The 13,771-nt window shown below is 31.2% G+C and carries 7 protein-coding genes; 4 read left to right on the plus strand and 3 right to left on the minus strand.

Features of this window, described 5'->3' with window-relative positions; genetic code table 11:
* Positions 1-2,316 precede the first annotated feature (2,316 nt).
* Positions 2,317-4,227, plus strand: coding sequence for a 1-deoxy-D-xylulose-5-phosphate synthase (dxs, locus tag RGRSB_RS00205; RefSeq protein WP_119259306.1), 1,911 nt, complete (start codon positions 2,317-2,319; stop codon positions 4,225-4,227).
* A 2,221-nt stretch (positions 4,228-6,448) separates the two neighbouring features.
* Here the strand turns inward: dxs and grxC are convergent.
* Positions 6,449-6,715: a glutaredoxin 3 gene (grxC, locus tag RGRSB_RS00210; protein ID WP_119259307.1), complete on the minus strand. Its 267-nt coding sequence runs from the start codon at positions 6,713-6,715 to the stop codon at positions 6,449-6,451.
* Positions 6,716-6,891: 176 nt separating this feature from the next.
* Between grxC and RGRSB_RS00215 the strand changes: the two genes are divergently transcribed.
* The gene (locus tag RGRSB_RS00215; protein WP_119259308.1) at positions 6,892-8,658 is read left to right on the plus strand and encodes a S8 family peptidase; all 1,767 of its coding nucleotides are present in this window, start codon (positions 6,892-6,894) and stop codon (positions 8,656-8,658) included.
* 1,153 nt (positions 8,659-9,811) lie between these two features.
* Here the strand turns inward: RGRSB_RS00215 and RGRSB_RS00220 are convergent.
* A complete protein-coding gene (locus RGRSB_RS00220) occupies positions 9,812-11,071 on the minus strand; it encodes an FIST signal transduction protein (protein WP_119259309.1) in 1,260 nt (419 codons plus the stop codon).
* Between the two features lie 320 nt (positions 11,072-11,391).
* On the opposite strand from RGRSB_RS00220, the gene RGRSB_RS00225 reads away from it, so the two are divergent.
* Positions 11,392-11,616 carry a Calvin cycle protein CP12 gene (locus RGRSB_RS00225; protein ID WP_119259310.1) on the plus strand — a complete coding sequence of 75 codons (225 nt, stop codon included), beginning with the start codon at positions 11,392-11,394 and terminating at the stop codon, positions 11,614-11,616.
* A gap of 154 nt (positions 11,617-11,770) precedes the next feature.
* Positions 11,771-12,400 carry a DUF3177 family protein gene (locus tag RGRSB_RS00230; protein ID WP_119259311.1) on the plus strand — a complete coding sequence of 210 codons (630 nt, stop codon included), beginning with the start codon at positions 11,771-11,773 and terminating at the stop codon, positions 12,398-12,400.
* A gap of 750 nt (positions 12,401-13,150) precedes the next feature.
* Here the strand turns inward: RGRSB_RS00230 and RGRSB_RS00235 are convergent.
* On the minus strand, positions 13,151-13,558 hold the full coding sequence (locus RGRSB_RS00235) for an ArsR/SmtB family transcription factor (RefSeq protein WP_119259312.1): 408 nt from the start codon (positions 13,556-13,558) through the stop codon (positions 13,151-13,153).
* Between the last annotated feature and the right edge of the window lie 213 nt (positions 13,559-13,771).

Raw genomic sequence — 13,771 nt, forward strand, 5'->3', positions numbered from 1 at the left:
GTACCTGTCGCACTGGTACTACTTCTTTATTCAATCTTAGTCCAATTTTAACAGACAATTTAGTAAACTTTATGGCTAAACACATCTTATAGAAATGAGATAGCGATAGAATACCGTAAAGTAATTTACCTAGCTATTTTGAAAATATTCAATTTCTTATCTAAACTTTTCTGTATACTACTCCTGTTAATTTTATACAAAAGTTACTCACCTTCATAAAAAACCACTTGTTATCTAGGTTTATAAAGTATTTGAAATCACTCGTTATTTATCTAAATTATTAATTAGTAAATAATTCAGATAAATAACGAGTTAAATTTAATTTTTAAAAATCAAATCTGAGAATATCTAAGTAGTAAACCTGTAATAATAAAATCTTAATTACAACTTATTTTTTAAAAAAATAAGAATATAAATCAATGGTTAATAACCTCTCTAATGTTTATTGTTACTGTATTTGTACATTACAGCTGAATTAGAAATTCTGTAAGGTTTTTATTGTCGAGTAATAATTTCAAAATTTAAATAAACATAAAATCATTATTTTTTAAAATAAAATTTAAAAAATAATGATTTTATGTTACTATCTGCATTGTTTATCTCTTTATTCCTAAACTAGATTAGAAATATTAATTAATCAGTCAACTTTACCTAAAAATCATTACTAATTTCTGATAATCTAGGCTACTTTACTTTTTTGATTAACACAATAAAACTCTAGTATTAGATTGAGTGATTTGTTTATAAGACAACAAGAAAATACAAAACTAATTTAAATATTGACGTTAATTTTAGTTAATCATATTAGAAATTTTGATGTATCTATCTATTAAATACATCAAAATTTCTAAACAGGCTTTTTTTGACTTAAAAGATTAATTTTTTTGAGATTTAAATTTTTTAGAGAAATACTATGACTATATGAAAAAATATGACTTATATATTAATGTAGTTTAATTGCTACCTTTAATAATTTCTGTATTTTTATATTCATATCTATAAAATATTTTATCATTAAAACAATTTTTTTCATGAATTATGTCTAAATCTAATATTTCTAGAGTAGCTATTATACTATATTGTTCGATAGAGATAAATAATTAAACCTAACGTAAATTCAAAAAAAATTGACAGAGTCTTCTTGATTAAGATAATTTTTGTATGATTTGCTAGTAGTTATTTTAACCTAATTTAATTAGTGAACTTTAAAGTGCAAAACACAAACTTAACAACTTTAATTAAGTTATTAAGTATCAATTAAAGAATAGGTTTAGCTATTCTACATTTTGAATAAAAAATTATACTTTATGAGGTGTATTTACTGTAAACTATATTTTTACTAAAAAATAGTTTACAGTTATCTATTTAATAAAAATTTAAAGTTAATTAAAAAAAATAATTATTTATAACAAGAAAAAATAAGGATTTATATTAAGGTTTATTTTTTAATTCAAGAGAGTTTAAAAAATAATTATATGAGGTTTTTTTAAAGTTTATGCATTGAATATATACGAATATTGCTTATTATTAACAAGTTTTTAGTTATACTAAATCCAAAGAATGGAGTAATTTATTAAAACTTAAAATAGTAAAATATAGTTTTGTTTAATAACAAATATTTTTTGTTAAAAACTTTAAGTAAAATTTAAACCTAATAAAAACGTAAATATTTATATATATAGCACTTACCTTTAACTTATTTAAGTAATACTTAGATTGTCATATTTAGGTTTCATTTAATAAATTTTATTGGCTTGCTTTGTATTATCTAGATAAAAAAAAGAAAATTGGCATAATATTATCTAGTAATAAGAAAATTTATAAAAAGCATTTAAAACTTTTTGCAAATTGTAAATATAGCTATTCTAGACTTTTTGTGGTAATTTTTTGAGAAAAAAGCTCATGTTTTAATTGCACAAAAATTTTAAGAATACAGACTTTTTTTATAAAAAATAAAAAATACAGAATAAAAATCATAGAAATTATCGCTTAATAGCTTAGTTTACTAAAACTATAAAGATCATTGTATATCAATTCAAAAAAATATAAAATATATTATTTATTTGATTTAGACCAAAATAAATTAAATAAAATATTGAGATTTTAAATAACGTAAAAATACGTTAATTTTTTGAAAATATTTTAAAAAAAAAATAAAAATAATTTATCACTTTATTAAAAATATATATGGAGATAATGAGATGATTAATAGTCAGAGTTTCTATAACTAATGATGAGCCAATAATAAACCAAAGTCAGAAAATCAATTAAAGTGTGAGATAGCGCGTTAATCAAAATGGTAGAGAAACATACAGCATGCACATAAGTGAAATCACTCATCCCAACCAGTTACATGGTTTATCACTCCGACAACTAGAAGATATTAGTCGTCAAATTCGAGAAAAGCATTTACAAACGATCGCCGCTAGTGGAGGACATCTAGGTCCTGGGTTAGGAGTAGTAGAACTCACTGTCGCTCTTTATCAAACCCTAGATTTGGATCGGGATAAAGTTACCTGGGATGTAGGACACCAAGCTTACCCCCATAAAATGTTAACTGGTCGTTATAATCGTTTCCACACCCTAAGGCAAAAAGACGGTATTGCCGGATATCTAAAACGTTGCGAAAGTCAATTCGATCATTTTGGAGCCGGACACGCTTCTACAAGTATTTCTGCCGCTTTAGGTATGGCATTAGCCAGAGATGCTCAAGGGGAAAATCATAAAGTTGTAGCAGTGATTGGAGATGGAGCATTAACTGGAGGAATGGCCTTAGAAGCTATCAACCATGCTGGACATTTACCCAACACAAATCTTATGGTTGTACTCAACGACAATGAAATGTCTATTTCTCCAAACGTGGGAGCTATTTCTCGCTACCTCAACAAGGTACGTTTGAGTGATCCCGTTCAATTTCTCTCAGACAACCTCGAAGAACAATTTAAACAATTTCCTTTCTTTGGGGAATCTTTTACCCCCGAAATGGAAAGGGTTAAAGAAGGAATAAAACGTCTAGCAGTTCCTAAAGTGGGTGCAGTAATTGAAGAATTAGGCTTTAAATATTTTGGTCCAATTGACGGACACAATTTAGAAGAGTTAATTGGCACCTTCAAACAGGCCCACAAAGTCTCCGGTCCAGTTCTTGTTCATGTTGCTACTGTCAAAGGAAAAGGTTATGACTTAGCTGAAAAAGACCAGGTAGGCTACCATGCTCAAAGTCCCTTTAACTTAGCTACTGGCAAGGCTCATCCATCCAGTAAACCTAAACCTCCCAGTTATTCTAAAGTTTTTGCTCATACTCTCACTAAACTAGCTGAAAACAATCCTAAAATTATTGGAATTACTGCAGCTATGGCTACGGGAACAGGATTAGCTAAACTTTATGCTAAACTTCCTAAACAATACATTGATGTAGGAATCGCTGAACAACATGCCGTCACCTTAGCTGCTGGTCTTGCTTGTGAAGGAATGCGTCCCGTTGTAGCTATTTACTCAACATTTTTGCAAAGAGCTTACGACCAAGTTCTTCATGATGTTTGTATTCAAAACCTTCCCGTTTTCTTGTGTCTTGATCGCGCTGGAATTGTCGGCGCAGATGGACCTACTCACCAAGGAATGTACGACATCGCCTATCTACGGTGTATTCCTAACTTGACTATCATGGCTCCCAAAGACGAAGCGGAATTACAACGAATGGTAGTGACAGGAGTCTATCACACTGATGGACCGATCGCTATGCGTTATCCTCGTGGTAGCGGTATTGGAGTTCCTTTAATGGAAGAAGGTTGGGAACCCTTATCCATAGGTAAAGGAGAAATTCTCCGTACTGGAGATGATGTTTTACTTTTAGGTTATGGCTCCATGGTAAATACAGCCTTACAAGTAGCAGAAATTCTTGGAGAATATGGCATTGAAGCAACAGTAGTTAATGCCCGTTTTGTTAAACCCTTAGATACGGAATTAATCTTTCCCCTCGCTCGACGCATTGGAAGAATAGCTACCTTAGAAGAAGGTTGTCTCATCGGTGGTTTCGGTTCAGCAGTAGCTGAAGTCTTGTCTGATAATGGCATCCTAATTCCCTTGAAACGATTTGGTGTGAGCGATCATCTAGTTGATCATGCCACCCCTGATCAATCCAAAGCAGATTTAGGGTTAACCAGTCCTCAAATTGTCGAACAAATTCTACAGGTTTTTTTTAAAAGTCCCCAACCTTCCGTAATTAGTTAAGACAATTGAGTAAATGGGTATTATTGAACAATAGGGAAGTTTGTCGTTGAACTCTAGTCCTTAACAACATTCTCAAGTATAACAACCAATTATTTTTAATGTGTTTATGCCGAGCTAATTAAACTAACAACTTATGGAGGCTTAATAGTAAGCCTCCATAAGTTGTTAGTTTTTAACTAAAATTTTAGAGTTATTGAATCTCTATCACAATACTTAACTTTCTTTAAAAGAGATTATTCTGTAGAATATTTTATATTCTTCTAGATTAAATATAATAGGGCAATAAAAAATATCAGCCTGATAGAATCATTTTGCTAAAATAATCAAAGTAAGTTAAATTGTAAGCATATTTTTATGATTAATTTAATCAAGATTAAATTGAACTAATACCTTGAATTGATATTTGAATTGTCAATTCAAGATATTTTATAATTAAATATTAATACTTTTACTTTTTTTTGAGTTGTTTATTGCTCAGAATAGACAATACTTTTTCCAGTATTATATCTAATTCTTTCATGGTCTTTCAGACACAATGATTAGATTTTCTAAGATTAATTAGCTAACTTTAATCAAATGAACTGATGTCTAGTTCTATTTCTATCTTAGAATATCTTAATTTTTTAAAAAATATATTTACTATGATTTAATCATAACGTATTTTTCTTTTTTAAGAAGTAATTTTAAATACTATTTAAAACATCTACTTTAATTATTTAATGGACTATTAACTTATTATATTAAGCAAAATTTATCTGCTATTATTTTGGCTTGTAACGTAAATTTTTTAACAAAATTTTTGTAGTATTTTCTAATATATATGTCCATCTTTTAAATCTTAATCATAATTTTTTTTCCCAAGCTTTTACCTATTTTGCTATTCTTTAAAGTTTTTTTATTTCTATAAGTCTTACTCTCACTTCTTTATCTAAATTGACTGGAGCACTACGGAAAACTATTAGGATAGTTTCTTTCTTAGAAAAGAATTAAATGAATAGTCGAGTCAACGCTATTTTTTCGTTAAAATTAGTGATAGTATTTTAGTTTTTTTATTAAAAAACTAAAATAAATATAAAATAATACCGCAGTCAATCATATACGGAAAAGTATAGCAATATTGAGGGGAAATAAAAAATAAGGTTTTTTAAAATAAAGTAGGCTAAGAATCAAACAAAATAGATCAATCATATAGAAACAATATTACTCAGTTGCAATATACATTGCATGTCCTAAAAAGGAAAAATAACAAAAAAATATATATATTAAAAAATAAATTAATTAGAGTGAGTAAGAGTTTTTAAAAAACAGATAAAAACAGATTTAACAATAAAAAAACTATTTATATAACTATAATTATAGGACAGAAAAATACTAGAATATAAAACTTAATAACAAAAGGGATTTAATTAGTTAAATAGGTATTTTTATATAGACAATAATCTATAGTAATCTAACTATTCATAGTAGTTATTGTAGAGATCTACTTAAATCTTAGTTATATCAAAGTTTAGTTTATTCATAAAGGTATGAATTACCATAGATGATAATGATAATGTTTACCTTTATGAAGAAAAAACTTTTATAAAAAAATTAAAAGAAGCTGAATGCAAACTATGATATCTACTACTTAACTCTCCAAACTTAAACAAGATTGAGAATTAATAGTCTGTTGTAAAAAATGTGTAGACTCTGCATCTAAAAAATATCATAATGCTGTATATTAAGTTATGTAACTGCATAATAGCTTGCTTTTTTATTACTAATAAAAATTGTATTATTTGCCAATATTTGATGTGGTTGCTCTATTTTTTAAATAAATTGTACGGATATGAGTTCATCTCAATCGATAATATTTGATTTTTTGAAAGAAATACTTAGTTATCACTTGATATAAATCTCTAATTATATACGGGCAATTATGATAAACTTCATTGATTATATTATTGAGTTCCTAATATAATTTTTTTTTTGTTAAAACAATAACAATTAGATTTTCCTAAATACTTCTAAATTTGCTCTGCTCTAATATATAAGTTTCTCTTCATTCTATAAACCTGATTTTCTAAAATGTTAAATATTTAAATAAAATCACATTTATCTCTTATAAGACCTTAGCTTAGTAGGGACAGACACAACTACTGTTATGCGAAATATCCCTACCTAAAATATTTAAATTTCTAAAAAAATCCAAACTATACTATTTTCGAAATCATATGATGTCTTAAACTGTTTTATTTAAGAGAGAATCCAATTTATTCGTTGATTCCAAGAAATATAATTCATCACATCCGCCAATAGGCTGATTATTAATAAAAATTTGTGGAAGACTGCTACGACCTTCAGCCCTTTGTTTCATTTTTTCCCTTGTCTCATAATCTCCATCGATACGATATTCAGTGTACTTTACTCCCTTTTTATTGAGTAAGGCTTTAGCCTGAATACAGAAAGGACAAGCACCCCAAGTATAAATTTCAACGTTAGCAGTCATTGTGATCCTGAATCTAAGTTTTGAGTCTAAAATTTATATTGTACTAAAATTTAACCCAACATTAATTAACCATTACCCAAAAACTAAGTCATAAGAATATCTCAATTGAGAATTAAAGACTTAGATAGACTATTCTAAGATTTAGACTGGTACGTGCTGTAACGTTGGTCAAGTTTATGAAAAAGTTATTATTCCTCGGTTTATTTATTATCGGGCTTTGGATAGCCTTACATAACTTCAAAGGACTAGCAAATCAAGGCGAATTTGATTCGATAGTCATTAATTTCCGTGAAGATGTCCCTACCTCAGTTATCAGTAAACAATTAGGAGTGATTACTAAACAATATGGAAAGACTGTTAGTCTCAACAGTATTTTTTCTGCTGATGAACACATCTACACTGTGTCAGGGGATAAAACGTTCCTTAACCTTATAAAACAGTCTTCTATCAAAAAATATATTGAATACTCCGAACCCAATTATATTTATAATGCTTTAGAAGTACCCAACGATCCCGACTATAGCAAGCAATGGAACTTGCATAGTATTCATGTTGAAAAAGCTTGGGAAAATAGCAAAGGGGAAGGAATAACTGTTGCCGTCATTGACACAGGTGTTAGTAGAATCCCTGATTTACGACAGACAGAATTTGTTGAAGGTTACGATTTCGTTAACGATCACACCGATGCTTCTGATGATAATGGTCATGGAACTCATATTGCCGGAACCATCGCCCAATCGACAAACAATAAGTATGGAGTAGCTGGTATTGCCTACCATGCCAAAATTATGCCTCTCAAGGTTCTCGCTGATGAAGGTGGAGGAACTGTTGCCGATATTGCTGAAGCCATTCGTTTTGCTGCTGATCATAATGCCGATGTGATTAATTTAAGTCTTGGGGGAGGTGGTGAAAGTCAAATTATGAAAGATGCTATTGACTATGCTTACTTAAAAGATGTTGTTATTATTGCTGCCGCGGGAAATTCCAATCAAAATGCCGCTTCCTATCCTGCTCGTTATCCTAAAGTGATTAGTGTCTCTGCTTTAAATGCGGCCGGTCAAAAGACAACCTATTCTAATTATGGAGCTGGAATTGATATTTCTGCCCCTGGCGGTAGTGAAGAAGGGAAAATTATTCAAGAAACGATTGACCCTCAGACAGGAGAATCGATTTTTGTCGGGTTCCAGGGGACGAGTATGGCCGCTCCTCACGTCGCGGGCGTAGCGGCTTTAATTAAGGCTTCTGGTATTAAAGAACCATCCAAGGTATTAGCTATCCTTAAACAGTCCTCTCGTAATGTTCAAGAAGATCCTTTTAACCACTATGGGGCAGGACAATTAGATGCAGGGGAAGCAGTTACCTTAGCTTTCAAGGGTCAAATTACCTTCCGTGACTTTTTTCGATGGATGCGCGATAACGGACATCTTGACCCTCGTTTTTGGATTGATGACGGTGTAGTGGTGTTAGTTCCTAAATTATTAATGCTTGTAGGGTCTTATTTGTTGGCTTGGTTCCTAAAGGTCTATTTTCCTTTTACCTGGACTGTCCCTCTGAATTTAGGGTTGATTTTAGGAAGTTCAGGATTGTTTTTCCTCCAAGGAATCTACATTTTTGATTTACCTCAATGGCCATTCCGAGTTATGGGGAGTTCTATTCCAGAATTGGCTAATTCTATTCGGGGAACTTCTTTGCTAAATCCCTTTTTAGCTAGTATTTTAGTTCCTTTTACTTTGATAGTTTTGTTATTAAGTTATGAACCAGGAAAATTATTTGCGTCGGGAATTTCTTTAGGAGTAGCTTCCTGTTTAACAGTTCATGCTTTCATGAATACTGCAGTATTGGGAATGCCTTCAGTGGATATTTCTAGAATTTTTTTAGGAGTTAATGCCATCTTGTGTTTTGGCTTAATTTGGTTAACAATTAAAAAAAATAAAGCTGTATAATTACAGCATAAAAAAGCTAAAAAATGATTGCTAAAATCTATTTTTTTTCTAAAATTTATTTATTTTTTAGATTGTAGCCGGTTAATCATGTAGAACTTACTCTTGTAATGCCAAGTTAAAAAACTTAGGAAGTTGTAATTAACAGAGTTTTTAAATTCATAGATTTTTATTATTAATTAACTTTAATTTATTATTAATCCCTGCTACTATTTTTCTAGTTATTCCTTGATTAAAATTGGCAATTTTTTCCAGAAAAAATACCTAATTATTTCGAAGCTTTCTACTATAATTAATAAATCTTTCTACGCCAATTAGCTAATTTCAATAGTCCTCATGCCCAGCCTGTTTTTTTATCAAAGATTTTCTAAATTCTTCTTTTGAAGAGTGTACCTTTGAAAGAACTGGTAATTTTTAAAAAATTTTAGTTAAATTTCAACTTTTTGTTTCTGTTTAAATCTTCTAAATTCTTAATAAAAATATATTGTTCCTTATTTAACTAAGACGGTTTTTTCTTTTTATAAAAATTTTTAGATCCTTTAACTTCTCATTTAAAAGTTTTACTTTTGAGTGTTAGGTTATTTCAATATATACAATCTATCTGCTACTATTTAAACTTGCGATATTAACTTATTTACAAAATAATTATAGAGTTTTATCAAAATTAATATTTTTTTAATTTTGATAGAAATATTATAATAAACTTATTGTTGTCTAATCACAAAAACTTTAATATATAAGTTTCTTAATCTGTATTTTGCGATGTAAATCTTTGAGCCTTATTTTTATTTATTGTTCATTCATTCCATTCTTTCTAGCTACATTTTTATATATGATTATTTAAGATTTATTCATTAATTTTTATCTTAATTCTTTCAGTCTATACTCTTTTTTGAACTTAATCCTTCTGCAAACTTATTTCCATATTGATTGGATCTCGTTTAACGATAGTCTGTCTTAAAATAGACATTAGCTTTCTCTATCTAAGAGAAATTTTCAACAGTTAATTTACTGTTCTGATTAAGTTTTTTAGTAGCTAAACTATAATAAATATAAGTTACCAAGAAAGAACATAATCAGCCCCTTCGAACAGTAAAATTTTTTTATTTTCTCAACCTAGGAAAAAAACAGAAAATAAATAGATATTTTTTCCTACTTAATTTGGTTGACAAAAAAGTGCAAAAACAGAAGTATAACCATGTAAAAAAGTTTGTCCCCCTACTGGTCCAATTTCTCCGTTACAGAAAAATCCTCCCAAAGGTAATTGGGGCAAATAATGATGGAACAGTCCTGAATCAAAATTCGGCTGATTATAAAGAGCCTCTCCACGCCCTAAACATGAAAACATTAACGCTCCCTGAACCTTTTTATCTAGTTCACCAGCAGTGACATAAGTCCTGAGAAGAAGTTCCAAATCATCTGCCGAAGTTTTAGCGTCGCGCAGATGAAATTGAACCCGTTGACCTGGACGAACGCGATTGCCAATAGCAATCGCCCCTACTCGCGGATCAACTCCAACCAAATTACGAATCAAAAAATCTCCAGGTTGCAAATTGTATTTAAATTCATCGCTGACAACCCCAATAAACAGGGAATGTTCTGCTAATTGACGATCGTCTTTATTCAACGTTTTAATCAACTCTCTAAGAGATTCTAAAGGAGAACTATTAACTATGGGTTGAGTCATATTTTCCAGTTTTCCTAACTGTAAAATAACATTGCGTCCCCCTTGCGTAATTTGGTAGGGCTGGCCAATAGGACGACACCCTTGAGCAACAATAGATTCAACTATAATATTTCCATTCAAGGCTATTCCTACAGTCCCCTGATTACATAGCCTAAGTTCTGAAGGTTCTGAAGTATAGTAAAATAGAGTACTTTGAACATTCATAATCCCTGTACTCGCTAATCCCCCGATTTTTACCGAATCTGGGTAAGCAAAATCAAGTCCAGCTAATAAATCATTAATTCCTGGGAAAAAGGGATCAGACAAAAGAATAAAATGGGGGTGTTGTTGAGGAGGAACACCTACCAGTTGACTCCAAGCATCGGGGGAACTATCGGGATTGGGTAGATTTTCAGGAGTAAGATAGAAGGGTTGAACATCGACTTCTGGTAGGCTAGCAACAGTAAGACTTAGAACAGGTCCACTCTCGACTTCGATAATTTGGGTAGAATTTTCCATGCCAATTGCCCCTCCCCCACTACAGCCAATAAGAATGGGTAAAGATAACTTTTCTAGAATCAGAGGAATTAATCTAGAGTAATCGCTGGCATAGGCTGAAGAAATGAACAAGATACCCAAATCAGGGGACTGAGGTAAAGATTTTTTAACTCCGTCTACAACTTCTATTACTGCCCCTTCTAGTGATGGACGGATAGATAAAGCATTAACCCACTGCATCTGATTGACCATAGAAAATTCACAAAATTACAAAACAACGAGTAATTATAGAACAACAAAAAAAATTATTAGTTAATAAATATAGACGAGATAGAATCACTTCAATAATTATGTCTTAAGAAATCAAGTAGAGACGGAGAGACTTTGCGATTCAGTCAATTCTTAAGATACACTCTTCCTGGGAGAAGATTTGGAACTAATCATAATATGAGTGGGTATGGAGAGAAGTTTTATATATACCATGACACGAGTCATGACACAGATAAATCCGTTAGGATAAACTGGAATCTCGATACCTATAAAATTAAAGTTAAGAAGATCAACGAGGAGTCATGGGTAACATCGAAAATCAAATTGAACGAGAGAAACAAAACGCTAAAATCGTTTGCAGTATTGAAGGAGATAGCTCTGAGGATTGTGCTGCCGCTTGGGATGCCGTCGAAGAGTTGCAAGCAGAGGCCTCTCACCAAAGACAAAAACGACTTACCAAAACCCCTTTTGAGGCCTATTGTGATAATAATCCTGATGCGGTTGAATGTCGAGTTTATGAAGACTAGGGATTAAGACACCGACAAGTACTGTCTGTTACCTATTTATCGATATCATAACCTATCAGCAGTGACAATCTAACTGCAAATTATCACTGCTATTCTGGGTGTAGAAACATTCCTTTAAAAGGATTAAAGCGTTTTTTGAGGAACTTGAAACAAAATGGAAGAACTATGGTTTCGGCCTTTAGTTTGGACTGATTATCGATTAGCGATGTCATTCGCTGTTATAATCCCCACAATTTTGATTATCTGGTCTCTAGTTCGACAAGCAGAAGCCATTAGTCGTCTTCTTATTATTTATTGGCGAGTGGCTAGTTTATTAATGATCACGATCTATTTGTTGGTCCCAGCATGGGGGGTCGAAAATTCCGCTTTTGAAAATCTTTGTGGGCAAATTGGTTTTATCACGGCCTTGATTGCTCGTGTTCTTATTCCCATTGCTCTTTGGTTTTGGGTGGATCTCAACGACGAAATCAAGGATTTACCTCCGAGTTTTCTGAAGTTGATGGTTGTCTCCTGGCGTTGGGCAATGACAGTTTACTGTAGCTTAGGAGTAATCGCTAGTGTTCCTTTTTTGTCCTGTGCGTTTTCCCTAGACTTACTTTCAAGTCCCTTCTGTCAAGTTTGGATTGAAGCTCCTTTGGGATATCGTTCTATTATTCATAGCGATGCTACTCAAGGATTTATCGGATTCTTAGGCTTGTTAGGATTGTCGGTCTATGTTCTTTATTTTGGTTATTTCCTTTTAATTAGACTTGGTAAGCAAGGACGTTTAGCCCTTGAACAGTAAAATAAGGTGAAAGTGGTACAAATTTAGAATAGAAAATTCAGAAACAATAGTCACCTGAACTTTCTATTAAAAATAATAATAAACTTAAACCTTTATTTTTTATTCTAAATAGTATTTTTTTTCTATTTTTAGATAAATGAACTTATACCCTCCAAAGTCAACAAAAAGTCATGCTAGTAGACAATAGAGAATTAAAAAAACTACGATTTTAATGATAATTTTTAGAAATTTTTCTAGCTCTTTGATAAGAACAACATAGTTCGAAGTTGGAGTTACTCTAATTTCAAAATTCGCTATTATTATTGCCATTGATTATTTATTTAATCCTTACATACTAAAACAGTACTCAGTGTTTATAACAAGGATTCACTTAGAAACAAATAGAAAATTTTAGGGGCAATAGCAATTCAATTATTAATAAATTTCGGTGATACTCCCTCAGACAAATTGTGCAAGCTTACAGCACGAGTTTCCCTGTTTCATAATTAAGATATTACCGTATCATCGGTCTTTTCTAAATAGCAAAATTTGCTATTTAGAAAAGACCGATGATATACTCTCGAAGTCAATACCACAAACTATCTATCAGCTAAAATATATCGTTTTTTAACCAAATATTTTTCCAGAAATCTATTAGACTTGTTCTAAAATATAGTTTTTTTAGCTTCGTCGTTTAACCTTGACTTTATTTTTATACCAATACATCTACATCTAACATTGTGAGTACTACTGCAACGTTCAATAACGCACCTAGAATGATTGTTGAAAGACTTTTAGGGACTCTAGATGTTGATTTTTTTGTTGTAATTGGGTGGCGATTGAGTTGCAAACTAAATCACATAAAGAAAAAACTAAAGGGTTGGCGATTGCATAAACTACATTAACCCCCTGTTGGGTTCGCGTTACGATTCCTGCTTGGGTGAGAAGTTTTAGGTGTTTAGATACATTTGCTTGTCCTAAACCCGTAATTTCAATAATCTCAGAGACATTTTTTTCCCCTCTTTTAAGAGTGCAGACGATCTGTAATCGACTGACTTCAGATAAAACTTTAAAAAAATCCGCAATCATACCCAAAACAGCTGGAGATAAGTTGAAGGTCTCAGAGTCTACCGATAATGCTATCTCTATTACTGATCGTGAGTTAGAGCTTTGAACCATATTGCTATAAAGTCTACTAGTTTAATAGTTATATTGATTTTTTGTAGTATAGCTTGATTTACAGCTAATTTGCCATATTACTAAATAGTAGTAGATTAAGGTGAGCGTCAAGATAGGAGGATAAAAACTTAAAGTATTGTGGAGTAAATCTTCTATGGAAATAGTTGGTACAGGAGGATAATAAGAAAGATTATTAGAATTAACAAAACAAAC

The sequence above is a fragment of the cyanobacterium endosymbiont of Rhopalodia gibberula genome (assembly GCF_003574135.1).
Lineage (GTDB): Bacteria > Cyanobacteriota > Cyanobacteriia > Cyanobacteriales > Microcystaceae > Rippkaea.

What these genes read in the sequence shown, in the direction of transcription:
- dxs (WP_119259306.1), top strand. Translation starts at nt 2,317, where the DNA reads ATGCACATAAGTGAAATCACTCATCCCAACCAGTTACATGGTTTATCA.
- grxC (WP_119259307.1), bottom strand. Translation starts at nt 6,715, where the DNA reads ATGACTGCTAACGTTGAAATTTATACTTGGGGTGCTTGTCCTTTCTGT.
- RGRSB_RS00215 (WP_119259308.1), top strand. Translation starts at nt 6,892, where the DNA reads ATGAAAAAGTTATTATTCCTCGGTTTATTTATTATCGGGCTTTGGATA.
- RGRSB_RS00220 (WP_119259309.1), bottom strand. Translation starts at nt 11,071, where the DNA reads ATGGTCAATCAGATGCAGTGGGTTAATGCTTTATCTATCCGTCCATCA.
- RGRSB_RS00225 (WP_119259310.1), top strand. Translation starts at nt 11,392, where the DNA reads ATGGGTAACATCGAAAATCAAATTGAACGAGAGAAACAAAACGCTAAA.
- RGRSB_RS00230 (WP_119259311.1), top strand. Translation starts at nt 11,771, where the DNA reads ATGGAAGAACTATGGTTTCGGCCTTTAGTTTGGACTGATTATCGATTA.
- RGRSB_RS00235 (WP_119259312.1), bottom strand. Translation starts at nt 13,558, where the DNA reads ATGGTTCAAAGCTCTAACTCACGATCAGTAATAGAGATAGCATTATCG.